This window comes from Arcicella gelida, from assembly GCF_034931025.1.
GTDB classification, from domain to species: Bacteria; Bacteroidota; Bacteroidia; order Cytophagales; family Spirosomataceae; genus Arcicella; species Arcicella gelida.
In genome coordinates this window covers 1-26,453 of sequence record NZ_JAYGIL010000027.1, presented here as the reverse complement: position 1 = coordinate 26,453, position 26,453 = coordinate 1, and the positions used below count along the sequence as shown (strand labels likewise).

Below are 26,453 nucleotides of genomic sequence, written 5' to 3'. Positions count from 1 at the left end.
ATTAGATTAAAACTCCACACTCAAACCAACTCCTCTTTCAAAAACCTCGCTGTATGGCTACCTTTTACTTTGGCTACTTGCTCGGGTGTGCCTTCGGCAATGATTTGTCCGCCTTTTTGTCCACCTTCTGGACCAACGTCAATGATATGATCTGATACTTTGATAACATCTAAATTATGCTCAATAATCAACACAGTATTGCCTTTATCCGCCAAACGGTCGAGTACTTCCAATAATGCTTTAATATCTTGAAAATGTAAACCTGTGGTGGGTTCATCCAAAATATACATGGTTTTGCCTGTATCTCTTTTTGAAAGTTCTTCGGCTAATTTTACTCTTTGTGCCTCGCCACCCGAAAGTGTTGTCGCTTGCTGACCAATTGTAATGTAACCCAAACCTACTTCTTTCAACATTTGTACTTTTCGGGCAATTTTTGGCTGATTTTCAAAGTATTCTACGGCTTGTTCTACCGTCATGTCCAGTACGTCTGCAATAGATTTTCCTTTGAAACGTACTTCTAAAGTCTCACGATTGAAACGTTTTCCTTTACAAGTTTCGCAAGCTACGTGTACATCTGGCAAAAATTCCATTTCTATTTTCTTCATGCCCGCACCTTCACAATCCTCACAACGTCCGCCTTTTACGTTAAAACTAAAACGTCCGGCTTTGTAGCCTCTGATTTTTGACTCTGGCAATTCGGCAAAAAGTGTACGAATGTCCGTAAACATTCCTGTATAAGTAGCAGGGTTTGAACGTGGCGTTCTACCAATTGGCGACTGGTCCACTTCTATTACTTTATCCAAATGCTCTAAACCTTCTACCGATTTATGCGGCATTGGTTCACGTTTAGCATTGAAAAAATGACGATTCAAAATCGGGTACATGGTATCGTGAATCAAAGAAGATTTCCCCGAACCACTTACGCCCGTTACCGAAATCATTTTCCCAAGTGGTAATTTCAGCGTAACATTTTTTAAATTATTGCCTGTTGCTCCTTTGATAATCAGGAAATTTCCATTTCCTTTTCTGCGTTGTTTGGGTACTCCTATCCCAATTTCTCCGCTCAGAAATTTCGCCGTTGTTGAATTATTCTTTAAAAATTCTTCGGGCGTTCCTTGTCCGACAATCGAACCACCATGACGACCCGCTCCCGGCCCAATATCCACCACATAATCAGAAGCCAACATCATATCTTTATCGTGTTCAACTACTAAAATTGAATTGCCCAAATCTCGCAAATCTTTCAAGGCTTGAATCAATTTTACGTTGTCTCGCTGATGTAAACCAATACTTGGCTCGTCCATGATGTACAAAACGTTAGTCAATTGCGTACCAATTTGCGTTGCCAAACGAATACGCTGTGCTTCGCCACCCGATAATGTTCTTAGTGAACGATTCAGCGTTAAGTACTCCAACCCAATGCCTGTTAGGAAACCAATTCTTTTTCTGATTTCTTTCAAAATCTCTTTGGCAATTACATTTTGGCGTTCGTTCATGCGGTCTTCTAAACCTACAAACCATTCCGCCAATTCAGCGATGTCTAATTCTGCTAATTGGGCAATATTTTTTTTGTCAATCTTGAAATGCAATGATTCTTTTTTCAAACGTAATCCTTTACAATCTGGACAAGTATTCACGACCATAAAGTCTTTCAACCACTCTTGAATTTTCTCTGAACCTGTTTCTTGCTGACGTTTTAAGAAAACAATAATGCCTTCGTACTTCGTATTCCAGTCTGTTCCTTCGTATTTTTTTGAAGGAACTGGCACAGGTTCGTCTGTGCCATACAACATGATTTTGATGGCTTCTTCTGGAAATTTCTCCAAGGGAGTCGTCAAATTTACTTTGTATGGTTTCAGTAATACTTCTAATTGCTTGAAAATCCACATATCACGGTACTCGCCCAAAGGTGCAATTGCTCCTTTGCTGATACTGAGTGTTTTATCTGGCAAAATTGATTCTTCCGTAATTTCTTCTACTTTTCCCAAGCCCTGACAAGTAGGACACCAGCCATAAGGCGAGTTGAAAGAAAAATTATTTGGCGAAGGTTCATCGTAAGAAATCCCCGAAATCGGGTCCATCAAGTATTTTGAAAAATTACGTACTTCTCCTTTTTCATCACGAGTCATCATCAAACCTTTTCCTTGATTCAAGGCTGTTTGAACGGATTGCGACAAACGAAAACGTTCTTCTGTTTTTACGATAATTCTATCAACAACAATTTCAATATCATGAATTTTGAAACGGTCGAGTTGCATTTTTGGCTGAATGTCCATCACTATGCCATCGACTCTTACTTTGGTATAACCCAATTTAGCAATTTGTACGAAGAGTTCACGGTAATGACCTTTTCTACCTTTTACGACTGGAGCCAAAAGAATCAATTTCTGATTTTGATAATCTTGCAAGATTACTTCAATGATTTGGTCGATAGACTGCTTAATCATTCTTTCTCCCGTTACATAGCTAAATGCCTCCGCCGCACGAGCAAACAATAAACGCATGAAATCGTAAATTTCCGTAACCGTACCAACCGTAGAGCGAGGGTTTTTAGAAGTAGTTTTTTGTTCAATAGAAATTACGGGCGAAAGTCCATTGATTTTATCCACATCGGGGCGTTCCATATTACCCAAAAAGCTACGAGCATAAGCCGAAAAGCTTTCCATATAACGACGCTGCCCTTCGGCATAAATGGTATCAAAAGCCAAAGAAGACTTTCCAGAGCCAGAAATTCCAGTGAAGACTACAAGTTTATTGCGAGGGATGGTTAAATCAATATTTTTAAGGTTATGTTCTCTTGCACCGAGAATCTCTATTTGTTCGTAACCTGTAATATCAGATTTTGTATGATTGGGCATGGATAAATTTCAAGTTTGTGAGTAAGCAAATGACGACAATCTTCATTTTAACAACAAAGTATCTTATAAAGTTACCAAAAAAGACCGCTATTCAATAAAGATTATTACTTGACTTTATGAATACAAGAAGAATTAGTTTTGGTAATAATCTACCAAAACTTCAATTTAAAAGAGATGTTTAGTTATTCTGTATCTACATTATTTTTCACCAAAACCTTATCCAATTTAGCACCATCCATATCAATGATTTCAAAAATAAGATTTTGCCAAACAATGGTATCGCCTTGTTGAGGAATTTGTCCAAGCTCATTCAACAGTAAGCCTGCCAAAGTATTAAAAGGATATTCGCTGATGTATTCGCTCAGCTCAAAATATTGAAGAAAATCGGCTAGAGGATATTGTCCATCGACTAACCAAGTACCATCTGCACGCTGGTCGAGTCGATAACCTTCGTGGTCAAAATCAGAAACGTTTCCTACCAAAGCTTCCAGTAAATCATTCAGCGTAACAATGCCTTGTGTTTGTCCGTATTCATCAATAACAATACCATAGTGAACTCTACTATCTTTAAAACGTTGCAAAGCCTGATAAGCAGAAGCCGTTTCCATGATAAACTGTGGTGCTTGTAAGTAAGATTGTAAATTAAAATCCGCCTGACTAAGTGGTAAAAACAAATCTTTCAACCTAGCAATGCCAATAATATGGTCTTTGTCTTTGTCATAAACAGGATAAAGTGAATGCAGTTCTTCGCTAATTACTTCAACAATTTTCTCGACAGAATAGGATGCTTTAATGAAAACCAAATCATTACGGTGCGTCATCAAAGACGAAACTTTTCTATCGCCCAAACTAAAAACTCTGCCTACAATATCTTGTTCAATTTCGTGTACTTCACCGCTGTCAGCACCTTCCTGAACAATTGCCTTAATCTCTTCTTCGGTTACTTTACTATCGGTAGAAGGCTTGATATTCAGAATTTTAATCAGTAAATCAGAAGAAAAAGTAAGCAACCAAACAAAAGGAGCAGTAAGGGTAGAAATCATATTCATCGGACGAGCAACGGCTTTGGCGATAAATTCTGGATTGGTTAATCCGATTCGTTTCGGTACTAATTCACCAAAAACTAGAGAGAAGTACGTAATTAACAACACCACAATTGCAACGGCTATGCTATGTTGGTAGGGAACAAGTAAAGCAAAGCGAGCCACAAAAGCTTCAATATCGTTGGTTACTTTTTCTCCGCTATAAATACCTGTTAAAATACCAATTAAAGTAATCCCGATTTGAACGGTAGAAAAGAATCTATTTGGGTCATTGGCAATTTCTAATGCAATTTTTGCATTACTATCTCCTTTTTTGGCAGAAGCATCCAAGCGAGCTTTTCGTGAGGAAACCAATGCTATTTCGGACATCGAGAAAATACCATTGATTAATATTAAAATAAAAATAATGAAGAGTTCCATAATTTGGGAAGTAGCTTCAAGGCATTCGCTTGAAAGCCACCGTGTGGTATATATCCTTCTAATTTAAAGATTAAAAGACAAATTTATGCGGAATGTGGTAAATATCGGTTGATTCCTTTTATGAAATACTTTTCTACACACATTAATTCATTGAATAGGTTTGCATTTATAAAATAATAAGGCTTGAAAACATAAAGTTCCCAAGCCTTATTCCTTATTAAAAATCTTAATTTTACTTCTTTTCTGGCAATAAAATTACTTTAATCTGATTGTCAGCAAAGTACTTTTTAGCAGCCGTTTTGGTACTTTCTACCGTTACTTTTTTCAAGGCTTCTTCTTCTTTCAAAATGTATTTTACATCATCTCCTTCTTGGTATTGAGATTGTAAATAATTAACCCAAAACCCATTATCACGCAATTGTGTTTCTGTTTGACGTTTAGTTTCAGCTTTGAATTTATCAATATCTGTCTGTTCAGCACCTTTTTCTTTTACTTTTTGAATTTCAGCCAAAGTACGGTTTACCAATTTCTCCACATTTTCTGGCGCACAACCAAAAGCTATGCGGAAAGTGTAACGTTTAGCTGGAATTTTAGCCGTACTGCCACTAACGCCAACTCCATAAACGCCTGATTCTTCTTCTCTGAGGGTTTCAGTCAATTTAATTTCTAATACTTCCGATAAAGCTTCTACTTGTGTTGCACTTTCCGTTGTACCGTCAAAATCACCAGCCCAAACCAAGGTTACTCTTGCTTTTGGCTCTGTGCCTTTGTAAACTGTCTTTTCAATTTTTCCTTTCGGTGAACGAATTCCTAAATCTTTGTACGTTTCTTTGCGTTTTGTTGATGGCAAAGCACCTAAGTATTTTTCAAGTAAAGGTTTAATTTCTTCGTTTTTGAAATTTCCGACAAAGAAGAAAGTGAAATCCGAAGCATCAGCAAAGCGTTCTTTATAAATCTGGAAGGCACGATTGGCATCTATTTTATCCATTCTTTCGCTCGTCATTGGGGCATTTCTTGGCGCATAATTACTTAAAATAGCATTGAGTGAATCACCATATACTTTTTCAGGTGTCAAAGTTTTTTGCTGACTAATCAAATTATCACGCTGATTTGCTAAAAAGCCTTTTACCACATCGGCATCAAAACGTGGTTGTGTGAAGTAACTATACAACATTTGTAAAGCCGTTTCAAAGTCTTTTGGACTACTTGAACCTGTAATATTCTCGCTCGTTCCTGTAGTATATGGACTAATTCTCGCTACTTTTCCCGTCATCATTTTACGAAGATTCACGGTTGAAAATTCACCCAAACCACCAAGTGACGCAACTGTAGAGGCTACTCTTGCATTGTCGGCATCTTTGTCTCCGTACAAATTAGTTCCCCCAAAACTATATCCACCAATCAAGATTTCATCATTTTTAAAATCTGTTGGTTTCAAAACCGCTTTTACGCCGTTGGCAAAAGTAAATTCTGTAAGTCCTACTTCTGGAATTTGTTTGGTAGCAATTACTTTAGAACCTGTTGGTAATTTCGCAATCAAAGGTTTATCAACGGTTTGGTCAACATAAGCTGTTACGTCTTTTCCAGTTCCGTTCAACCATTCTCTGATTTGTGCTTCTGTTGGCAAAGTAGCTTTGTCCTTTTCAGGAGCCATCAAAATCACCGCACGGTTATCATCTTTAATCAATAAATTTCCTAAAGCATTTACTTCCTCCAGTTTCACCGCTTCTAAATATTGCTTGGTAAATTCATAGCTAAATTCTGTTGAAGTAAGATTTTCATCTTCCAAGAAAGCTCCAACCAAACCTTCAATCAAACCTTCTGAATCAGTTTTGTCTTTTTCTTTGTACGCTCTTTCTTGTCCGACCATGTACTGAGTTTTAGCTCTTTGTAGTTCAGAAGCTGTAAAACCAAATTTCTTTGCACGAGCTACTTCTTCCAAAATCGCTTTCAAACCCTTTTCAATATTTCCACCTTTTGCTACAACCACAGAGTTGAAAGCATCCAAATTACCTAAGAAACCGCCATAACCTGCATAACCAAATTGGAAAGGAGGATCTGCTTTTTGAGTAAGCTCTTGAATACGAGCCGAAAGCATTTGATTGAACAATGAACGAACCATGCCATCACGACGGTCTTGATAAGTAACGTCTTTACGTTTTTCTTGTTTGTGCATAATCTGCACAATCGTGTTGGGTTGCTCTGGGTCGGTAATGATGGCTACATCTGTTCCACCAGTTAGCTCAATTCTATATTTTGTTCTTGGCTTTTCGTTGGCAGGATTCTGAATACCGCTAAATTTTTCGATAATCATTTTCTCGACCATCGCTACATCTACATCGCCAACTACAGCAACAGCTTCTAAATTTGGTCGATAAAAATCTTGATGAAATTGTTTCAATACATCATATTTGAAATTCTTCAAGATGTCATCTTTTCCAATCGGCAAGCGTTTGGCGTATTGCGAATTTTTAAGAATAATCGGGAAAAATTTATCTCGCATACGTGCTTGCGCTCCTTTTCCAGTACGAGATTCTTCCAAAACTACTCCTCTTTCTTTATCAATTTCCGAGGCTTCAAGCGTAGCGTTATGTGCCCAATCTTCCAAAATTTGCATTCCTTTTTTGAATACTTCGATTGAATCTGTCGGAACTGGCAACATATAAACCGTTTCGTCGAAACCAGTATAAGCATTCAAATCTGCCCCAAAGCGAACACCCGATTTTTGAAGAAAATCAACTAATTCATTTTTAGGAAAGTTTTTAGTTCCGTTAAAATTCATGTGTTCCATGAAGTGTGCCAAGCCTTGTTGTTCATCATTTTCCAAAATAGAACCGGCTTTCACCATCAAACGCAATTGAGCCCTATTTTTGGGTTCAGAGTTTTTCATGATGTAATACTTGAGACCATTTGGAAGGATTCCTGTTTTTACTTTAGGATCCATCGGAAGGAGTTTTTTGCTCAAATCTTCTTGAGCCATCACCGAAAAGCTTGAGATAAAACTCAACGCTACCACAGCGATAAGGGTAGTAACTTTTTTCATGATAATAGAGGACTCTCTGACCCCATCGAGAGGAAGTTTGTTTAAGTTTGTTGTATCTTGGGGTTATATCAATACAGATACAAAGTAGATTACTTTAATAATAATGCAAGATAACATTCCTAAGATGAATAACGGGAATGATTAATCAAAATTATACTTGAGTCCATGCTTAAAAACTGTTTCTTTGCACAAGTAAATAACAATTCATCATGTATCAAGCCAACATCCGAAACCGAAACTATCATTTTCCTAATCTAAAAACCTTGATGTCAAAGGCTAGTCCTTTGCGTTCGGGCGATGAATTGGCTGGTGTGGCAGCAAGTACTGCCGAAGAAAGAGTAGCGGCACAGATGGCTTTGGCGGATGTTCCCTTAAAAACCTTTCTTACCGAACACCTCATTCCTTATGAAGAAGATGAAATTACTCGCTTGATTATTGATACACATGATGAAAAATCTTTTGCCCCAATTAGTCATTTAACTGTTGGTGATTTTAGAAATTTTTTATTGGAAGAAAGTACTGATACGCTTACGCTTCAAGCTTTACAAAAAGGTTTAACGCCCGAAATGGTTGCAGCAGTAAGTAAGTTAATGCGTGTTCAAGATTTGGTAACTGTTGCCTCAAAATGTGAAATAATCACCCAATTTCGCAACACAATTGGCTTAAAAGGACATTTCTCTACTCGCCTTCAACCGAATCACCCAACAGATGATTTTAAAGGAATTGCCGCTAGTATGATTGACGGACTTTTCTATGGAAGTGGCGATGCAGTAATTGGCATAAATCCTGCAACTGATAATGTTCCAACCGTTATTCGTTTACTTGAAATGTTGGATGCTGTTCGACAACGTTTTGACATTCCGATGCAATCTTGCATTTTGAGCCATATTACTACAACGATAAAAGCTATTGAACAAAATGCACCCGTCGATTTAGTTTTTCAATCTATCGGCGGAACAGAGGCGACGAATACTTCTTTCGGTGTCAATCTGAATATTTTACAAGAAGGCTACGAAGCTGGACTTTCGCTAAAAAGAGGAACTGTAGGCAACAATCTGATGTATTTTGAAACGGGACAAGGGAGTTCACTTTCTGCCAACGCTCATCACGGACTCGACCAACAAACTTGTGAAACCCGTGCGTATGCTGTGGCTAGGCATTTTAATCCTTTGTTGGTCAATACCGTTGTGGGTTTTATTGGGCCAGAGTATTTATATAATGGCAAACAGATTATCAGAGCAGGTTTAGAAGACCATTTTTGTGGAAAACTCTTAGGCTTGCCAATGGGCGTAGATGTTTGTTATACCAATCATGCCGAAGCCGACCAAGACGATATGGATACTTTGCTTACTATGTTGGCAACAGCAGGTTGTAATTTCATCATGGGTGTTCCCGGAGCAGACGATGTGATGCTTCATTACCAAAGTACTTCTTTTCATGATGCCCTTTATGTAAGGCATTTATTAGGCTTACGCCCCGCCCCAGAGTTTGAAGATTGGTTGATGAAAATGAATATTTTTGATGAGAAAATGAGCTTGAAGATGGGGAATCAGCAACTACTAAATGCCATGTTTAGATTAGAGGAATAAATGCTAGGTAATAAAAAGTCCTTACCAATATTCATAAAAAAACCACCAATAATATTGATGGCTTTTAAAATTTACAGGATGTTCAACCCTCATTGTTAACCGTAATATGTAATCACACTTTCAAACCTTTCACTAATTTATATTCAACTGAGGCTACCCCATATTGGCTTTTTACAGACTCTTTGATGCGTTGGGTAACTTCAGACAACTTTTCATAATAAGTATTACGCTGGTCAGATACTGTTTTTAATAAGCCAAGCTTAGTGGCAACATTGATATTTGCTATGTTGATTGCTTCAAGCTTGGCTTGTAAAGTAATCAGCTTTACATTTTCATTGGCAGGATTGTAAGCAGTTCCTAAACTGACTAAAATACTGATTAAATCTGAAAAATTCTGGGTTTTGCTTCCATAAGAAAGCTCTGATTGGCTTATGGAATTAACATTTTCTCCTTCCTTTACTTTAGGACCACTCTTCCCTCTAATTTTCTCGGCAATGGCAGAAATATCAGCTACTTCTTTGGCATTTTTCCCTAATGAAGCCCTAACTGTAGCCAAAATTGGACTAATCAGTTTGGCGACGGAATTTGTTTCGTTGGCAAATAATTTTAGCCTTGCTTCTACTGCGGCAGAGTAGCCAGCTCGCTGGGTAATAACTTTAGTGTTTTCGATTTTAGTGGAAGCAATTAAAGCATCATAAGCATCAATCGTAATTTCGGATGTTGGGGGGAAGTAACCTGTGAAACTTTTTAAATGTGTTGAAAGGGTGATTGCGTTAGCAAGTTTTGCACCGAAGGTAGCCTCTGTTGTTGTTGCCATTGGTAGAATGATTTAAAGGTGGAAATATTAATTTATCTGTACATAAAGTTAACAAAAGAGCAAATTACTTCTACCGATTGTAGCATTTTTATTTTATAAATAACTGATAATTATTCCATTATATAGATGAAGAAGGCATATCACTAAACAAAAGTCTCGTATATAAAGATGCAATTAACATATCACTAAATGAAAGCCTCATGTATAAAGATGCAATTGACATATCACTAAATGAAAGCCTCGTATATAAAGATTAAATCGACATATCACTAAATGAAAGCCCCATATATAAAGATTAAATTGACATATCACTAAATGAAAGCCTCGTATATAAAGATTAAATTGACATATCACTAAATGAAAGCCTCGTATATAAAGATTAAATTGGCATATCACTAAATGAAAGCCTCGTATATAAAGATTGAATAGGAATATCACTAAATGAAAGCCTCGTATATAAAGATTGAATTGACATATTACTAAATGAAAGCCTCGTATATAAAGATTGAATTGACATATCACTAAATGAAATCCTCATATATAAAGATTGAATTGCCATATCACTAAATGAAAGCCTCATATATAAAGATTGAATTGACATATCACTAAATGAAAGCCTCATATATAAAGATTGAATTGACATATTTACATTTTATCAAACACAATTTTTGATAATTGATAAAAATAATAACGTTTATCATGAACAGAAGGCTTTTTAATAATCGCTTCTTCAACTTGATAAACTATTGTTAGCTTTTGATTAAGTGCTTTCATAAAATCATTCCTGATTTTTCTTTGATTATCTGGAAGCTTATCACTGATTTGAAGTAACTCATTGATTTGATTACTATCTACGCCAACACCTTCAAAATGTTCTTTCAAAACGTCTAGTACTTTAATTTCTATTTCACTAAATGTTGTTAGTATTTCTGGTTGAGTCGTATCAATTGGATGGTTAAATACTTTACGATTGAACCTCATTATCAAAAAGACAATTAATATTATACCCAAAGCAAAACCCAATGCCCAATACCAATGTCGATAAGGATTGTATAGATTTCCGTCTGGTATTGCTTCTTTGATTATTGTTGCAATCGCTATATTATGGCGTAAAGATGGTTTAGTTACTTCTGTATCATTTACAAAGTAGAGCGTATTATGCCAGCAGTACAATGCAAAAGGGTCTTCTTCAATTGTTTTAGCTATCTGAGAACCAAATACTTTTTGGCTATCCTGCCAAATTGACACAAGGTTATTTACAGGGTCAATCAATAGAAATTTGATGACGGCATCTTCTTTATATTCTAAGAGAAAATATTCTCCTGTCCAGATAATGGGTGTTTTATCTTTTTGAGTTAATACTTCAATGACCTTTTGGTTAGAAACCGCACCTAAATTCTTCCACTTTTTAGTTTGAAAAGAATACATAAACGCATCTCTGTCATATTCACTTTTACCACTGTTCTTTGAATCTATATGAAAACTATTGTAAGCAGAAAAAAACAAATCTGAATTGGATAAATAAGCATTTAAACCATGATTAATTGCTTTAGGAGGAATATTGATGGGTAAGATACTTTCCCATTCATGAGTATTTGATTGAAAATAAGTTTGAATATTATTAGTCTGCCAAAAGCCATAGCCTCCAAAACTATAGAGCGTATCTTTTCGCATAAACCTTGTAGATAAACAGTTATAGCCACGAAAAAAAGTGCGGTCAATTCTGGTAAGGGTTAAATTTTTAAAATCAAAATGATAGACTTGATTGGTACAATCTATCAATAAATAACGCTCCCATTTTTTGCTAGGAATTTCAATACTGATAACTCTTGTTTTCAAAGGGAAATCTATTGGATTGATACCTGTAAAATTTATAGGAGCTACCCTTTGCCAGTTTTCAGTATTGATTTCTTGTTCTAAAATCTTCTTCTCTGTATCAATCCGATAGAGCCGACCATTGGGATAATCTGCCCAAGTAAGATAAGTAGCCCATGAATTAGTAGCCAACAAGCACGCTAAAAGAAGTAAAGAAAAAGCAAAGAAAGGTCTTGTTAACATGGTTTAGAATAGGTTGTAATACCTCAAAAATATGTGAAAAATATGTGAATCACACGATTCACACAATATATCTTGACAATACCTAAAATTATAAAGTGGTTTGTTAAGTTTTTTGATAATTATAAATAAAAGGGGAAGCGGAAAACCTTTTAGAGTACGCAATAACATAATTTCAAATCATTAAAGTAATGTCACGAAAAGAAGGAAATAAAGGGTTTATTGTTTTTGCTTGTAAAGATAGTTTTATCCCAGATAGTGTGAAAATGTCTCATGCTGTGAAGGAAATGCCAATGGTGCTTCCTATTAATATAAAATCAGAACGAGATAAACAAAGTATAATAAAGGAAATGGAGGCACATGATATATCTGAATATCTGGTTTTTGAAAACGACCAAGAAGTTCAAGTAATATCTTATGTAAACACATTACTTGTTAACTTACCAGAAAGCACAATAGTAGTAAAATTTGAATTTACGAAGTAATAAAAGCTGAATATTGGTTAAAAATTTAATAATCTCATATTTATAATTAAAAGGGAACAGTTGACTTAACAGAAAAACAATGAAAGCGGATTTACAAGAAGTAATCGAAAAATGGGAGAATAGCTCAACAGTAGAAATATTAAAAAAAGTTGAGATTCATAAAGAAGAAGATAATTATGCTTTGCTAATAAAAAGTAGTGCAACTCTGAGTATTAACGGAGAATTGAAGAAAATAGATTCTTCAGTAACATTTACTACAATTGCACAAGGGAAAAATACTGATTATCCATCACTAACTGGAGATATGTCAAATGGAGATGTAGTTGGTTTTCAAGAATATTGTTTAAAAGTTGAAAGAGATATGTTGAAAAAAATATCTTTGACTTTTAAAGTATTAAATAGGGAGTAAGATATCTAAATTATACAAACAAATGTTTTTTTGATAAAATAAATAAAATGATGAGTAATAAAATACTACAAATACTGTCTCATTTGAAGGAGAGACAAACTGACTCAAATAGTCAATGGTATGATATTGAAAATAAACTAAATGAACTATGTTATGAAACGGATAAAGCTAAACATAGAATCCTAAATGATCTTAAAGAAAATAACTATATTGAACGCTACAAAACTCCTTTAGGAATGTATCAAAAAACATCTAAAGGAATAAATAGGTTGGGGGGAAGTGAAAATGAAGTTCATCAATATCTTGTTAGACTTAGCAAAGAAGGCAATCTATATATTGAACGAGAGTTAAGAGAAAGGGAAAATATTAAACATGCAAAAAATAGTACTTATTTGAGTACTATTGGAATTATATTTACCATTTTAGCTTTTGTTTTTACTATATTCATTTATTTATACCCCAACAATAAAAAAATAGGAATAGAAGAATCAAAAAATAGGCTAGAGATGAAAGACTCTCTAACATTAAAAACCAAAAAGACTGTTATCAAAAAACAAACTGTAAAAAGCACAGATTTTTCACATAAAATGAATAAATAAGTTTTCAGAGTATGATTGAAACCCCAAACCTATTAATTCAACAACCAATCCGAAATACTTAACCTTCCTCTAAAAGTTTGGCTTACTGTTTGGTCGAGTTTTTCGCTAACAATTAATTGTAGCATTGCGCTACGACCTAAAATAAAAAAAGAGTGACACATCATTAGTTTTAGGTCTTAGAAAACTCTAAGACTGAGCGAGGAGTTGTTTCTTTTCAATAGGGCGGGAATTTATTCCCGTCATAATATGATGAGTTTTTGAATGATATTATCAATAGGACGGGAATTTATTCCCGTCATTCATATTATTCATTGGGTATTAATTGGATTATAAAAATATTCATAGATTTGTGGGAATAAATTCCCACCCTATTGATAAAAACGAATAAAATTTAAGCAACGTTTTTTTCTAAAAATTTGATAATCAAATAATTAAAATACCAATCGTCAATCCCTAATTACATTAATACAATTAAACAATCATTTTCTTAATTCAATGATTAATCACTAAATCACTCATTCATTAAATCACTCAATGAATCACATCATGGAAATCAACAAAGCAGACCAATGGCAATTTTTGCAAAATTATACGCCCGCTCGTATTGCTCGTGGTCGGGTTGGACATAGTTTGCCAACGGCTGAATTGTTGAAATTCCAAGCAGACCATGCACAAGCTCGTGATGCGGTGTATTCTGAATTAAAGGTTTTAGACTTATTTCAAGTTTTACTAAGTACTTTTAATTTAGAAGTATTACGGTTACAAAGTGAAGTAAAATCTCGTCCTCAATATTTACAAAGACCCGATTTAGGAAGAACAATTAACCAAGCATCCAGAAAAATCTTGTTGGAAGAAGATGCCAGCGAATCAGACATTTGCTTTGTAATTGCTGATGGACTTTCGGCAAGTGCGATTAATGAACATGCTTTCCCTTTTTTAAATCAATTAATTCCTAAACTTCAAGCAGAAAACTTGGAAATCGCACCGATTTGTATTGTAGAACAAGGACGAGTAGCCATTGCCGATGAAATCGGATTTTTACTAAAGGCAAGTATCGTAATCATTTTAATTGGCGAACGCCCCGGACTAACATCTCCTGATAGCATGGGTGCGTATATTACTTATCAACCCAAAGTAGGACTGACCGACGAAAGTAGAAATTGTGTTTCAAATATTCGCCCAGAAGGATTAAATTATGAACTAGCTTCAGAAAAGATTTTCTATTTACTCAATGAAATAAAAGTAAAAAAGATTAGCGGAGTACAGCTGAAAGATGAAATGAATGACAAAATGATACTTTAAAAAATTGAGTGTTTATCGCTAGTCTTCATTTAAACTGAATAATTAAATATGCTTTACTGAGAATGTAATGTCTGATATACCATTCAATTTATTCGAAATATTAAAACTAGCAAAAAATAGAAGCAATCTTAAATTTCAAAAAAGGTATTATATTGAAAGATAATCTATAAAAAGAAGGCTTATTTCAGCAAAAATTAGTTAAAAAAGTAAAGAAGAGATTTTTTGTTTCGTCAATAAATTCTTGGCGTTTATAAAAGAAAAATCTTAGTTCGTACAAAATTCAAAAAAATACATCTGCTATTTTTAGCAAATGCTTGACTTAAACTCCATTTTTTGTACCTTTGTATTGCGTTCTTGTAACGTAGATTTTTTGACCTAGCAACGTGGCGGCGTTGTTAGGTTTTTTTATGTTCTTAGTTTTTAATACTTTTTACGAGTAAATTTTTGGCTACTTCATGGCTAATAAAATGATTTGATAAATCGCCAAGCTTTACATTAAGTGATTTATCAAAATCGTTTAGCTCTTTCACAACAATATGGCAACCCAACGTCAAGCCCATTTTGGCTAAGTACTGTAAAAAAGTTGCTGAATGCTCAGAAACACCCATCATCACAACGCTCTGCCCAACACTAATTTCTGAAAGATTCTGATACCTCAATTCAGGCATAATTCCGAAAGTATCTGGAATAGGGTCTCCGTGTGGGTCAAATTTCGGGAAACCTAAAAACTCATCTAATCTTTCAACCAATTCTTCCGAATCAATATGTTCTAATTGTTCTGCAATTTCGTGTACTTCATCCCAATTGAAACCCAACTTTTCTACCAAAAAAACTTCCCATAAACGGTGCTTTCTGATAACTTTCAATGCAACGGCTTCGCCGAGTTCTGTTAACCTAACACCTTGATATTTTTGATAATTAACTAATTGTTTTTCTGAGAGTTTCCTAAGCATATCTGAAACAGATGCCGCTTTAGTAAGTGTCAGTTCTGCAACTGCATTCGTACTGACTTCACTGTCGGTTTCCGCAGAAAGCTTATAAATTATTTTAAGGTAGTTTTCTTCCGTGAATGAAGTCATGATGGCAATTTTTAGGGATAATAATAGCTTTATTAGCTGAACAAAGATATTATTTTATAAGCAAATAATTAAATTTTAGATTAATCTAAAAAAATATTTTGAATTGTACTTAACAAAAAATAAATTTACATTACTTATGTAGCGGTAATCATGAAGCATTCATTGTAAATCATTTCATCAGGTTATAAAAGAAAATATTGATTATTGTATTCAACAAACCTTACAATTACATCGCATATTTAATATGAATATAAAAAACACAATTTTTAATCATTCATTACCAGAAGTATATGGTTCAATAAATGTGCCTAAAACAGGTTCATTTTATAAAAAATTATGGGCTTTTACAGGGCCAGGCTTAATGGTAGCTGTTGGTTATATGGATCCTGGGAACTGGGCGACAGACATTGCTGGAGGCTCAAAATTTGGTTATACGTTACTTTCTGTCATTCTGATTTCCAATCTTTTTGCAATGCTACTTCAGCATCTTTCCTTAAAATTAGGCATTGCTTCTGGACGAGATTTAGCACAAGCTTGTCGCCATGCTTATTCAAAACCTGTTGCTATTACTTTGTGGGTTTTGTGTGAAATTGCCATTGCCGCCTGCGACTTAGCAGAAGTAATTGGTTCTGCCATTGCCATTAATTTACTTTTTGGCTTGCCCCTCACAGTAGGCGTTGTCATTACGGTTTTAGATGTTTTAGTACTTTTATACTTTCAAGGAAAAGGCTTTAGAGCTTTAGAATGTATCGTTGCTGGTTTGATTTTCATGATTTTTTGCTGTTTTGGTTATGAAATTTTTGTTTCTCAACCATCTGTGAAGGAAATTTTGGGAGGTATTTTACCCAAACCTCAAATTATCACCAATCCAGAAATGCTTTATGTTGCCATCGGAATTTTGGGAGCAACCGTAATGCCACATAATTTGTATTTGCATTCTAGCATTGTTCAGACTCGTAATTTTGAAAAAAATAGTGAAGGAAAACGTTCTGCCATCTTTTTTGCCACGATAGATTCTAACTTATCTCTATCACTTGCCTTTTTTATCAATGCTGCCATTCTGATTATTTCAGCGGCAACTTTCCACAACACAGGTAATCAAAATGTGGCAGACATCAACGATGCTTATCATTTACTTGACCCTGTTTTAGGTGTAAAATTCGCTGGTATATTTTTTGCCGTAGCATTATTAGCATCTGGTCAGAACTCTACTTTAACAGGTACTTTGGCTGGGCAAATTGTAATGGAAGGTTTTCTGAATTTAAGACTCAAACCTTGGCTGAGACGACTTATTACTCGTTTAATAGCAGTAATTCCAGCATTGATTGTTACGATTATCTATGGAGAAAAAGGTACGGGAGATTTATTAGTATTGAGCCAAGTAATTTTATCCTTACAACTTAGTTTTGCCGTTGTTCCTTTGATTGTTTTCACAAGTGACGAAAAGCAAATGGGCGAATTTGTGAACTCAAAATTGATGAAAGTTTGCTCTTGGATTGTAGCTATTATTATCATTGCCTTGAATGGATATTTGCTTTGGGATACTATTTTTTAGTTATTTGTATTGAAAAAATAGGTAAGCCATGAAAATACCAGAGACAAACGGATTGATTGAAAATATTTATAAGTACGTTCAAACGCATATTGAAATTGCCAAACTTGAAGTAGAAGAACGTGTTCAAGAAACGATTAAAAAGTTGGTTATCGGAGCAATCCTTATACTTTCTGCGGGAATGCTTTTTATGTTTTCATTACTGACTTTGGCTTTATTTTTAAACCATGTTTTCAAAAGTGAATATCTTGGTTTTCTTGCGGTTACAATTTTATTGGCAATTGTTGTAGCTTACGTTTTTCATCTTGGAAAAACCTTACTTAAACCTGATACAATCACAAAAAGTATTGAAGAAGAAGCTGAAACAGTATTTCAGGAAAATTAAAATTGAATTCTTTCTTTAAATTTTCAGTCAAAAAAGCAATTTTTATTACTTTTGAATAGTTTTAGATACGTACACAGTTATTGTATTGGTAAGTTTAGTCATGAATTTTGCTTAGACAATAACAGAACCACGTGAAGATTATGTTTCCAGTAGTTAGCCCCAAAAAAATCTCTGAACGTAAACGAGAATTACATTTAGAAGCAAAAGCATATAAAGAAACGATTGACGGACAAGTAAGTGACCTTAAATCAGAGGCGACTCGTATCGGCACAACCGCACTGATTGTGGGTGGCGTTTTGGCTACCACTTATTTGATTTTTAGTTTTTTCAGTTCAGATTCCGAAAAAAAAGTAACAACTAAGGTATCAGAAAATAGTAATTTACCTGTTGTTGTAAAAAAAGAAAAAACGAAAGAATCTTGGCTTATTTCATCTATTAAAGGCTACATGCTGTCATTTTTAATGGCAATTGCCAAAGATAAAGTCATGGAAGCCCTTTCGATTTTAAAAGAAAATCATGCAGAGAAATCTTCTCAATAAATTTTACGAGCTAAAAGCCCAAGGCAAAAAAGCATTTGCTGTCTTGATTGACCCAGACAAAGTCAATGAAGACAGCTTTTCGCATTTAATAGCCTTGAGTAAGGAACAAGCTGTAGATTTCTTTTTTGTGGGCGGTAGTTTAATTACCAGTCACATTATGGAAATGGTTATTATTGAAATTAAAAAAAGTAGTGATATTCCAGTTATTCTATTCCCTGGAAATAGCTTACATCTTACTAATCAAGTTGATGGCGTATTATTCTTATCTTTAATTTCAGGAAGAAATCCTGACTATTTGATTGGACAACAAGTAATTTCCGCTCCTATTCTCAAAAGAAGTGGCATAGAGGTATTACCAACAGGCTACATGATTATTGATAGCGGTCGCCAAACAACGGTTTCGTATATTTCTAATACAACACCAATTCCACACGATAAACCAAGCATTGCAGCTTGTACAGCAATGGCTGGTGAAATGTTAGGATTGAAATTGATTTATATGGATGCTGGTTCTGGAGCTTATAATGCTGTTTCACCAGAAATGATTGCTGCCGTACAGCAATCTATTGAAGTTCCTTTAATTGTTGGTGGAGGAATTAATTCAGCCAAGAAAGCCCAAGATGCCCTAAAAGCTGGCGCAGACGTAATTGTGGTTGGTAACGCAATTGAAGAAAGAGTAGATTTAATTCAAGAAATCGCAAAAACGGTAAGAGGTTTTAACGAGCGATTTGTTAATTCTTAAAGATAACAAGGATTGTCAACTTTTTGAAAAGCTGACAATCCTAAACATTTATCAATAACCCCCACGGAATTTATAAGTATCTGCTACTTTTTTAATTGCCACAATATAAGCGGCAATACGCATTGGTACTTTAAATTGTTGCGAAGTCAAGAATACTTTATCAAAAGCATCTTTCATAATTCTGTCAGAACGGCGATTGATACGGTCTAAATTCCATTTATAGCCCATTCTATTCTGAACCCATTCAAAGTACGAAACCGTTACTCCTCCTGCATTTGCCAAAATATCTGGCACAACCAAAATTCCTTTGTCATTAATAATATCATCGGCAGATGCTGATGTTGGGCCATTAGCACCTTCTACAATTAATTTTGCTTGAATATAAGGAGCGTTTTCATTGTTGATAACATCTTCTTTAGCAGCGGGTACAAGTACATCAACATCCAACGTCAGTAATTCTTCATGACTGATTCTTTCAGCACCCGGAAAATTCTCCAAAGTACCTTTATTCAAATCTCTGAACTTAATTGCCCCTTCAATATCAATACCATTTTCATTATAATATGCTCCTGAAATATCAGAAATCGCTTTTACCATTACGCCACGTTCATGCAATAAATTAGCAGCATGCGAACCCACATTTCCAAAACCCTGAACAGCCGCAGATGATTTATAAGGATTAATTTTCAATTTATCCATCCCAGCCAAAGCAGAAACCATTACTCCTCTACCTGTAGCTTCTGTTCTACCCAATGACCCCCCCAAAACCAGTGGTTTTCCTGTCACAACAGCATTTACAGTCATTCCTTTTGCTTTAGAGTACTCATCCATCAACCAAGCCATTTCACGGGGACCAGTACCCATATCTGGTGCAGGAATATCTCTGTCTGGTCCAAAAACATCTAGCATCGAAACCGTATAAGCACGCATCAAACGTTCCATTTCGCCAGCCGACATTTCACGAGGATTACAAGCAATACCGCCTTTAGCACCACCATAAGGAATATCCACTACGGCACATTTCCAAGTCATCCAAGCAGCCAAAGCTCTTACTTCATCAATGTTTACAGCAGGATCAAAACGAATACCACCTTTTGAAGGACCAAGAATATTGGAGTGAATCACTCGATAACCTTCAAATACTTTAATACTTCCATTATCCATCGTAATGGGTAAGCCTACAGTTACCTGACGGGCAGGTACTTTCAAGATGTAATACATTTCATCAGAGATTCCCAATAACTCAACAGCTTTATCAAAGCGTTGCATCATGGATTCTAGCGGATTCTCTTTGTCCTTAATCGGAGCGGGTTCTATGTAAGTCATTGTCTTTATATCATCGACTGCCAACCTTCTGAAAACTATAATATTAAGAAAATACTATTTTCTGTTTTTTTCTAAATGAATGGTAATCAATGCTTGAGATTAGTTTTTGTTGATAATGCACAAACATAACACTCTTCAAACAACAAAAACAAGTACTTTTAACGTAAGTAGAAATACCTGATTTTCAATCAAAAAACATAATTTTGAGGTTTTTTTGCGTTTTGCTTTTTAACTTTATGGAAGATAGGTTCATTTGCCAAATATTCATTGGTTAATTTCAAAAATTAAGGAATTATAAAATTTTAGAAAAATTTTATTTATTCTTGAAATATTGCAAATTTAAGTTTGAACCATTTATCTTTGCGTAAATTTTAAACGCTATTAATTAAAATCTTCAACCCAAATAGCCCTATTAGAATATGAACACTATTGTAGAAGAAAAAACTCGTTACTCTGAGGAAGAGCTAAAAGAATTTGAAGTACTTATCACGAGCAAACTTGAAGATGCACGTGGCGAGCTAAACTACATTCGTGAGGCATTGCACAAACGTAATGACCCAGGAACTGATGTGACTGCGGGTAGCTCAAAACCAATGGAAGATGGCGCCGATACTTCAGAAAAAGAAAGTATGAGTCAATTAGCAGCACGTTTACAAAAATTTTCTACGCAATTAGAAAATGCTTTGATTCGTATCAAAAATGGTACTTATGGTGTATGTATTGATACTGGAAAATTAATTCCAAAAGAACGCTTGAGAGCCGTTCCGCATACACAACAAACAATTGAAGCTAAGTTGATGAAACAACGTTAGTTTTCAAAGAAGCAAGTTTAGCATTAAAGATTGTAGGGTTTTATAAAATCTCTTCAATAAAACTTCTTGTGTCTTTGTTTTACTCTTCAAAAATTTAAAATACTTCTGAGCTGTGTATATCATAGCTCCTTTACAATCCTGCATTATCATCATCAAACTAATAAATATGAATAACAATTCTCCCATAAACATTTCAATGAAAAAGCGGTTAACCGCTTTTTTGTTTTTTATGCTTGTTCAAACTGCTTTTGCACAAGTTCCCAACAGCTACTATTTACCGCAAAATATTAGTTACGACCCTAAAATTCCTACGCCACAACAATATTTGGGCTATCAAGTAGGCGACTGGCACATTCAACACGAACAACTTTTGGGCTACATGAAAAAAGTAGCCGAATTGTCAGACAGAGTAGAACTCAGCGAGTACGGGCGTACCTATGAAAACCGCCAATTATTACTCCTAACGATTTCTTCCCCAAAGAATCTTGCGAACGTTGATAAAATTAAAACAGACCACCACAAATTGGTTGAACCAGATAAATCTTCCAGTTTAGATACTAAAAATATGCCTATCGTAGTTTGGATGGGTTATTCTGTTCACGGAAACGAAGCAAGTGGAACAAATGCTTCGGTATTGGCTTTGTATTATTTGGCGGCAGCACAAGGTGCTGAAATAGATTCTATTTTGAATGAATCTGTGATATTACTCGACCCAAGAATCAATCCAGATGGCGGCGAACGTTTTTCAAGTTGGGTAAATGCGAATAAAAGTAACAATTTGGTAGCTGACCCCAACAGCCGTGAATTGAATGAAATGTGGCCAGGCGGTCGTTTTAACCATTATTGGTTCGACTTAAACCGTGATTGGCTTTATACGCAACACCCAGAAAGTAAAGGTAGAATCCAGAAATTCCATGAATGGAAACCAAATATTCTGACTGACCACCACGAAATGGGTCCAAATTCATCTTTCTTTTTCCAGCCTGGCATTCCAGCGAGAACGCATCCACTTACTCCGAAAAAGAATATTGACCTAACAGAATTAATCGGGAAATTCCATGCTACGGCTTTAGATAAAATCGGTTCATTATACTTCACCAAAGAAGGTTACGACGATTTTTATTACGGAAAAGGCTCTACTTTTCCAGATGTCCAAGGAAGTATTGGTATTTTATTTGAACAAGCCAGTTCACGTGGACATTTACAGGAAACTCAAAATGGCAATATGAGTTTTGCTTTTACCGTAAGGAATCAGTTTGTAACAACACTTTCTACTTTGCGTGCGGCTAAGGCTATGCGTCAAGATTTGTTAGATTATCAAAGAAATTTCTATCAAGAAAAATCTACTTCGGCAACAAAAGCATTCGTTTTTGGCGGTGGAAATGATAAAGTAAAAGTTTGGGAAATGATTAACATTCTTCGCCAACACGAAATTGATGTTTTCAATGTATCGAAAGATGAAGTTTTAGACGGAAAAACTTTCAAAAAAGGAGAAGCATTCGTTGTACCATTAAGCCAACCACAATATCGTTTAGTACAAGGCATTTTTGAAAAACGAACAACTTTCGAAGATTCCCTTTTCTATGATATTTCGGCTTGGTCGATGCCACATTGTTTTAATGTGCCTTATTCAGAAGCAAAAGTTGCACTTACTTTAGGTGATAAATTATCTAAAAATGATTTCCCGAAAGGAAAAATTATTGGCAATACTACTTATGGCTATGTGTTTGAATGGGACGGATATTTTGCCCCAAGAGCAGCTTATGAATTACAGAAAAAAGGCTACAAGCTGAAAGTAGCCACAGAACCTTTCACAGGTGTTTTTGAAGGCGGAACGAAAAACTTTAGCTATGGAACGGTTGAAGTAACTTTTGGGTCAAACCAGCAAGCTGATTTTGCGGCTTTAAAAACGCTTCTTCAAACACTTGCAGAACGTGATGGTATTGATTTTTATGCTTTGCAAACTGGATTAACGCCTTCGGGCATTGATTTAGGAAGTAGTTATTTCGCACAGATGCGTCAGCCAAAAGTATTGATGCTAACGGGTGCAGGCGTGAATCCAAACGATGCAGGTGAAATTTGGCATTTGTTAGATACCAGAGTAAATATTCCATTAACGATGTCGGATATTACGCAAGTAAATCGCATGAGTTTAGAGAAATACAATACTTTGATTCTTTCAAGTGGCGAGTACAGTACATTGAATGAAGAGAAAATAAAAACATGGGTACGCAATGGCGGAACGTTGATTACTTTGACCGATGCTGTAGAATGGGCTGTTGCCAAAGGTTTATCGCCTGTAAAAATCAAAACAATTCCTGCTGACACTGCTTCGTTTAAACCTTATGCTTTGGCTGAACGCTACAAAGGTGCGCAACAAACAAGTGGTGCGATTTTCCAAGTAAAATTAGACCCTACGCATCCGATTGGTTATGGATATAAAGACCAAACTTTAAGTGTTTTCAGAGATAATAATATTTACTTAGAAAAAATCAAAGATCCGTACAATGCACCACTAATTTATACAAACGACCCGCTTGTGAGTGGCTACGTAACAGAAAGAAATAAGAAATTGATGAAAAATACTCCTTCGGTAGTAGCAACGTCTTTCGGAGCAGGAAAAGTAATTGTGATGACTGATAATCCAAATTTCAGAGCGTTCTGGTATGGCACAAACAAATTGTTTTTGAATGCTATTTTCTTTGGCTCAACGATACTTTCAGGAGTACGTGGCGGAGAGGAAGACTAAAAGTGCGGAGTTGGGAGTGTTGACTGAGGAGTTTTGAAAAATTAAGATTTATTATCAATTTAGCCCTTAGATTTCTTTAATGTAATAGAGAAATTTAAGGGCTTTTTTGATTTAATTAAAGCTCATCGCTCATTACTTAAAGCTTTTACAATGAACAAACCAGCCCTCAGAAAATATTATCTTTCTAAACGAAAAGCTCTTTCTCAAACAGAAGTATTGGCAAAAAGTCAGGCGATTGTCGAGCTTTTTTTTCAACATTTCAAGCTTGATACTGTAAAATACCTTCATACTTTTCTGCCAATCATCAAGCAAAATGAAATCAATACTTTTTTGTTGATTAAAAGAATTCAAGATGAATTTCCACAAGTAAAAATTGTTGTGCCAAAATGTATTCCGAATACTTTCGAAATGGAACATTTTCTGTACGATGAAAATAAACTTGTTGAAAATAAATGGGAAATTCCAGAACCCGTTTCTGGTGAATTAATTACTCCGTCTGAAATATCAATGGTACTTGTCCCTTTATTAATTTTTGATGAAACAGGAAACAGAGTTGGTTATGGAAAAGGATTCTATGACCGTTTCCTCCAAACTTGTTCTCCGAACCTTATTAAAATCGGTTTATGTCTTGAAGAACCGATTGATAAAATTGATGATGTAAATGAGTTTGACATCAAAATTGATTACTGTATTACACCAAATCGTCTTTATTCGCTCGGATAAAAGCAAAATTTCAATAAAAAACAACATTTCCTACATATTTACTCTACTATTCCTAAGATATTCCTTTTCTCTTCCAATTTTATCAAGTAATTTTGCAAACTTTTTATTTTCCCTGACTTCTAAAGGAAATTAAATTTCAACGATTCAGAAGAGTATTCAACCCTGTGATTTATTTGAAGGATAAATCATTAGAAAGAAACCATGAAAACTAAGATTTTAATAGGCTTTTTGATGTTTTTAGGTTTCAAAACCTTTGCTCAGGAAGAAAAAAGAACCTTGTATCCGATTTCAGTAAAACGGCAATTATTCGGAGTAAAATTTATTTATGATCGCCAAATAATTGATAATGCTTCGGCTTTACAAATACCATTGTTGCAAGCAAGAGATCCAAAAGTAAATGTGGAATTTCTGACTTACAAACAACAACAAAGGTTAGTAAAGTTAATTAATATCGTTCCCGCTGGGCTTTCGCTTTATACGATTTTTAATAGAGATAAAGTTTCAAGCGGTTTTTATTGGTCAACTGTTGGAAGTACATTATTGATTTCGACCTACTTAAATGTAAAGTCAAACGTGCATTTATCAAAGGCAATTAATCGTTACAACGAAGTAATCAGTAGTAACCAAATCGGTTTGAATGTTCAAACCACACCCGAACATCAAGCTGTTTTGGGAATTGGGCTAAAGCATAATTTTTAAGCATTTTTTTATATAAATTAATTCATAATCAATTTCAACAATGAAAGTAGCAGTAGTCGGAGCCACAGGTTTGGTCGGTGGCGAAATCCTTAAAGTGTTAGCGGAACGTAATTTCCCTGTAACAGAAATCATACCAGTAGCTTCTGAGCGTTCAGTGGGTAAACAGGTAGAATTTAAGGGTAAACAATACACCGTTGTTGGTTTTGATGATGCTATTAAGATGCAACCAAACGTGGCGATTTTCTCGGCAGGTGGTGGTACTTCTTTGGAATTAGCTCCTAAATTTGCAGCGGCAGGTATTACAGTGGTGGATAATTCTTCAGCTTGGAGAATGGATCCTACTAAAAAATTAGTAGTACCAGAAATTAATGCATTTACATTAACACCAGAAGATAAAATTATTGCCAACCCGAATTGTTCTACAATTCAAATGGTTGTAGTAATGAATCCTTTGCACAAAAAATATAAAATCAAGCGTGTAGTTGTTTCTACGTACCAATCAGTAACTGGAACAGGAAAAGCAGCCGTTGATCAATTATTTGCAGAACGTGAAGGACGTACAGATGTACCAGCGGTATATCCACACAAAATTGACTTGAACGTTTTACCACACATTGATGTATTCTTGGATAATGGTTATACCAAAGAAGAAATGAAAATGGTGAATGAAACCAAGAAAATCATGTTGGATGATTCGATTGCAGTAACAGCCACTACTGTTCGTATCCCAACAATTGGTGGACACTCTGAAGCAGTAAATATTGAATTTGAAAACGACTTCGACGTAGAAGAAGTAAAAAATATTTTAGCAAATGAAGAGGGAATCATTTTACAAGATGACCCTAAGAATTTTGTATATCCAATGCCAATCAATGCTCATGGTAAGGATGAAGTTTTTGTAGGACGTATCCGTCGTGATGAAACTCAACCAAACACCATTAATATGTGGATTGTAGCGGATAACCTTCGTAAAGGTGCTGCTACAAACGCTGTACAAATTGTAGAGTATTTGGCTAAAAACAATCTTATTTAGTAGTTTACAGGTTTGTTTGATAGTAAAATGAAAGCCGAGATGTTTATCTCGGCTTTTTATTTTTTAGGCTATTTCGGCTTCCCTTGAAAATTGTTTTTCGATATTGCTTTACGATAAAATCCACTCATGTTCTGGGTGGATTTTTGCTTTCATCTGAGGTGCTTTATTTAAAAAATACAATTTTGTTTGATTTT

General features: G+C 35.1%; 21 protein-coding genes. 14 read left to right on the top strand and 7 right to left on the bottom strand.

Features of this window, described 5'->3' with window-relative positions; all coding sequences use genetic code 11:
* Positions 1-20 precede the first annotated feature (20 nt).
* The 3 genes from uvrA to VB776_RS18340 all read right to left on the bottom strand — a co-directional run bounded on the left by uvrA (position 21) and on the right by VB776_RS18340 (position 7,364).
* Entirely contained in the window at positions 21-2,858 is a 2,838-nt protein-coding gene (gene uvrA, locus VB776_RS18350; protein WP_323698334.1) for an excinuclease ABC subunit UvrA, read from the bottom strand.
* A 182-nt stretch (positions 2,859-3,040) separates the two neighbouring features.
* Positions 3,041-4,321: a hemolysin family protein gene (locus VB776_RS18345; RefSeq protein WP_323698333.1), complete on the bottom strand. Its 1,281-nt coding sequence runs from the start codon at positions 4,319-4,321 to the stop codon at positions 3,041-3,043.
* A 232-nt stretch (positions 4,322-4,553) separates the two neighbouring features.
* A complete protein-coding gene (locus tag VB776_RS18340) occupies positions 4,554-7,364 on the bottom strand; it encodes a M16 family metallopeptidase (protein WP_323698332.1) in 2,811 nt (936 codons plus the stop codon).
* Between the two features lie 209 nt (positions 7,365-7,573).
* Here VB776_RS18340 and VB776_RS18335 point away from each other — a divergent pair, with 209 nt between their 5' ends.
* Positions 7,574-8,953 carry an ethanolamine ammonia-lyase subunit EutB gene (locus VB776_RS18335; protein WP_323698331.1) on the top strand — a complete coding sequence of 460 codons (1,380 nt, stop codon included), beginning with the start codon at positions 7,574-7,576 and terminating at the stop codon, positions 8,951-8,953.
* 112 nt (positions 8,954-9,065) lie between these two features.
* Here the strand turns inward: VB776_RS18335 and VB776_RS18330 are convergent, their stop codons facing one another.
* Positions 9,066-9,770: a hypothetical protein gene (locus VB776_RS18330; protein ID WP_323698330.1), complete on the bottom strand. Its 705-nt coding sequence runs from the start codon at positions 9,768-9,770 to the stop codon at positions 9,066-9,068.
* Positions 9,771-10,415: 645 nt separating this feature from the next.
* Complete coding sequence (locus VB776_RS18325; protein ID WP_323698329.1) at positions 10,416-11,828, bottom strand: hypothetical protein; 1,413 nt, start codon at positions 11,826-11,828, stop codon at positions 10,416-10,418.
* 188 nt (positions 11,829-12,016) lie between these two features.
* Between VB776_RS18325 and VB776_RS18320 the strand changes: the two genes are divergently transcribed.
* From VB776_RS18320 to eutC, 4 genes are all read left to right on the top strand, one after another.
* A complete protein-coding gene (locus tag VB776_RS18320; RefSeq protein ID WP_323698328.1) occupies positions 12,017-12,310 on the top strand; it encodes a hypothetical protein in 294 nt (97 codons plus the stop codon).
* A 79-nt stretch (positions 12,311-12,389) separates the two neighbouring features.
* Positions 12,390-12,719 carry a hypothetical protein gene (locus VB776_RS18315; protein WP_323698327.1) on the top strand — a complete coding sequence of 110 codons (330 nt, stop codon included), beginning with the start codon at positions 12,390-12,392 and terminating at the stop codon, positions 12,717-12,719.
* Positions 12,720-12,769: 50 nt separating this feature from the next.
* Positions 12,770-13,318, top strand: coding sequence for a hypothetical protein (locus tag VB776_RS18310; RefSeq protein ID WP_323698326.1), 549 nt, complete (start codon positions 12,770-12,772; stop codon positions 13,316-13,318).
* Between the two features lie 546 nt (positions 13,319-13,864).
* Positions 13,865-14,620, top strand: a complete 756-nt coding sequence (eutC, locus tag VB776_RS18305) for an ethanolamine ammonia-lyase subunit EutC (protein ID WP_323698325.1) — start codon at positions 13,865-13,867, stop codon at positions 14,618-14,620.
* 413 nt (positions 14,621-15,033) lie between these two features.
* Here eutC and VB776_RS18300 read toward each other — a convergent pair whose 3' ends face one another.
* Positions 15,034-15,699, bottom strand: coding sequence for a metal-dependent transcriptional regulator (locus VB776_RS18300; RefSeq protein WP_323698324.1), 666 nt, complete (start codon positions 15,697-15,699; stop codon positions 15,034-15,036).
* Between the two features lie 244 nt (positions 15,700-15,943).
* Here VB776_RS18300 and VB776_RS18295 point away from each other — a divergent pair, with 244 nt between their 5' ends.
* The 4 genes from VB776_RS18295 (at position 15,944) to VB776_RS18280 (ending at position 18,917) form a co-directional block, all read left to right on the top strand.
* Positions 15,944-17,254: an Nramp family divalent metal transporter gene (locus tag VB776_RS18295; protein WP_323698323.1), complete on the top strand. Its 1,311-nt coding sequence runs from the start codon at positions 15,944-15,946 to the stop codon at positions 17,252-17,254.
* 28 nt (positions 17,255-17,282) lie between these two features.
* Positions 17,283-17,636 (top strand): phage holin family protein, encoded by a 354-nt coding sequence (locus VB776_RS18290; protein ID WP_323698322.1) that lies wholly within the window; start codon positions 17,283-17,285, stop codon positions 17,634-17,636.
* Between the two features lie 140 nt (positions 17,637-17,776).
* On the top strand, positions 17,777-18,175 hold the full coding sequence (locus VB776_RS18285; RefSeq protein ID WP_323698321.1) for a hypothetical protein: 399 nt from the start codon (positions 17,777-17,779) through the stop codon (positions 18,173-18,175).
* A complete protein-coding gene (locus VB776_RS18280) occupies positions 18,153-18,917 on the top strand; it encodes a phosphoglycerol geranylgeranyltransferase (RefSeq protein ID WP_323698320.1) in 765 nt (254 codons plus the stop codon). The genes VB776_RS18285 and VB776_RS18280 overlap by 23 nt, the downstream gene beginning before the upstream one ends.
* A gap of 51 nt (positions 18,918-18,968) precedes the next feature.
* Here VB776_RS18280 and VB776_RS18275 read toward each other — a convergent pair whose 3' ends face one another.
* Complete coding sequence (locus VB776_RS18275) at positions 18,969-20,243, bottom strand: Glu/Leu/Phe/Val family dehydrogenase (RefSeq protein WP_323260467.1); 1,275 nt, start codon at positions 20,241-20,243, stop codon at positions 18,969-18,971.
* A 419-nt stretch (positions 20,244-20,662) separates the two neighbouring features.
* Here VB776_RS18275 and VB776_RS18270 point away from each other — a divergent pair, with 419 nt between their 5' ends.
* The 5 genes from VB776_RS18270 to VB776_RS18250 all read left to right on the top strand — a co-directional run bounded on the left by VB776_RS18270 (position 20,663) and on the right by VB776_RS18250 (position 26,259).
* Positions 20,663-21,055, top strand: coding sequence for a TraR/DksA family transcriptional regulator (locus VB776_RS18270; RefSeq protein ID WP_184130671.1), 393 nt, complete (start codon positions 20,663-20,665; stop codon positions 21,053-21,055).
* A 196-nt stretch (positions 21,056-21,251) separates the two neighbouring features.
* The gene (locus tag VB776_RS18265; protein ID WP_323698319.1) at positions 21,252-23,804 is read left to right on the top strand and encodes a M14 family metallopeptidase; all 2,553 of its coding nucleotides are present in this window, start codon (positions 21,252-21,254) and stop codon (positions 23,802-23,804) included.
* 150 nt (positions 23,805-23,954) lie between these two features.
* On the top strand, positions 23,955-24,527 hold the full coding sequence (locus tag VB776_RS18260) for a 5-formyltetrahydrofolate cyclo-ligase (RefSeq protein ID WP_323698318.1): 573 nt from the start codon (positions 23,955-23,957) through the stop codon (positions 24,525-24,527).
* Positions 24,528-24,728: 201 nt separating this feature from the next.
* The gene (locus VB776_RS18255; protein ID WP_323698317.1) at positions 24,729-25,226 is read left to right on the top strand and encodes a hypothetical protein; all 498 of its coding nucleotides are present in this window, start codon (positions 24,729-24,731) and stop codon (positions 25,224-25,226) included.
* 40 nt (positions 25,227-25,266) lie between these two features.
* A complete protein-coding gene (locus VB776_RS18250; RefSeq protein WP_323698316.1) occupies positions 25,267-26,259 on the top strand; it encodes an aspartate-semialdehyde dehydrogenase in 993 nt (330 codons plus the stop codon).
* Positions 26,260-26,453: the final 194 nt, after the last annotated feature.

Coding starts and splice junctions, on each gene's coding strand:
- eutC (WP_323698325.1), top strand. CDS start 13,865: ATGGAAATCAACAAAGCAGACCAATGGCAATTTTTGCAAAATTATACG.
- uvrA (WP_323698334.1), bottom strand. CDS start 2,858: ATGCCCAATCATACAAAATCTGATATTACAGGTTACGAACAAATAGAG.
- VB776_RS18265 (WP_323698319.1), top strand. CDS start 21,252: ATGAAAAAGCGGTTAACCGCTTTTTTGTTTTTTATGCTTGTTCAAACT.
- VB776_RS18300 (WP_323698324.1), bottom strand. CDS start 15,699: ATGACTTCATTCACGGAAGAAAACTACCTTAAAATAATTTATAAGCTT.
- VB776_RS18290 (WP_323698322.1), top strand. CDS start 17,283: ATGAAAATACCAGAGACAAACGGATTGATTGAAAATATTTATAAGTAC.
- VB776_RS18315 (WP_323698327.1), top strand. CDS start 12,390: ATGAAAGCGGATTTACAAGAAGTAATCGAAAAATGGGAGAATAGCTCA.
- VB776_RS18260 (WP_323698318.1), top strand. CDS start 23,955: ATGAACAAACCAGCCCTCAGAAAATATTATCTTTCTAAACGAAAAGCT.
- VB776_RS18275 (WP_323260467.1), bottom strand. CDS start 20,243: ATGACTTACATAGAACCCGCTCCGATTAAGGACAAAGAGAATCCGCTA.
- VB776_RS18255 (WP_323698317.1), top strand. CDS start 24,729: ATGAAAACTAAGATTTTAATAGGCTTTTTGATGTTTTTAGGTTTCAAA.
- VB776_RS18295 (WP_323698323.1), top strand. CDS start 15,944: ATGAATATAAAAAACACAATTTTTAATCATTCATTACCAGAAGTATAT.
- VB776_RS18320 (WP_323698328.1), top strand. CDS start 12,017: ATGTCACGAAAAGAAGGAAATAAAGGGTTTATTGTTTTTGCTTGTAAA.
- VB776_RS18250 (WP_323698316.1), top strand. CDS start 25,267: ATGAAAGTAGCAGTAGTCGGAGCCACAGGTTTGGTCGGTGGCGAAATC.
- VB776_RS18340 (WP_323698332.1), bottom strand. CDS start 7,364: ATGAAAAAAGTTACTACCCTTATCGCTGTGGTAGCGTTGAGTTTTATC.
- VB776_RS18310 (WP_323698326.1), top strand. CDS start 12,770: ATGAGTAATAAAATACTACAAATACTGTCTCATTTGAAGGAGAGACAA.
- VB776_RS18330 (WP_323698330.1), bottom strand. CDS start 9,770: ATGGCAACAACAACAGAGGCTACCTTCGGTGCAAAACTTGCTAACGCA.
- VB776_RS18270 (WP_184130671.1), top strand. CDS start 20,663: ATGAACACTATTGTAGAAGAAAAAACTCGTTACTCTGAGGAAGAGCTA.
- VB776_RS18325 (WP_323698329.1), bottom strand. CDS start 11,828: ATGTTAACAAGACCTTTCTTTGCTTTTTCTTTACTTCTTTTAGCGTGC.
- VB776_RS18345 (WP_323698333.1), bottom strand. CDS start 4,321: ATGGAACTCTTCATTATTTTTATTTTAATATTAATCAATGGTATTTTC.
- VB776_RS18335 (WP_323698331.1), top strand. CDS start 7,574: ATGTATCAAGCCAACATCCGAAACCGAAACTATCATTTTCCTAATCTA.
- VB776_RS18280 (WP_323698320.1), top strand. CDS start 18,153: ATGCAGAGAAATCTTCTCAATAAATTTTACGAGCTAAAAGCCCAAGGC.
- VB776_RS18285 (WP_323698321.1), top strand. CDS start 17,777: ATGTTTCCAGTAGTTAGCCCCAAAAAAATCTCTGAACGTAAACGAGAA.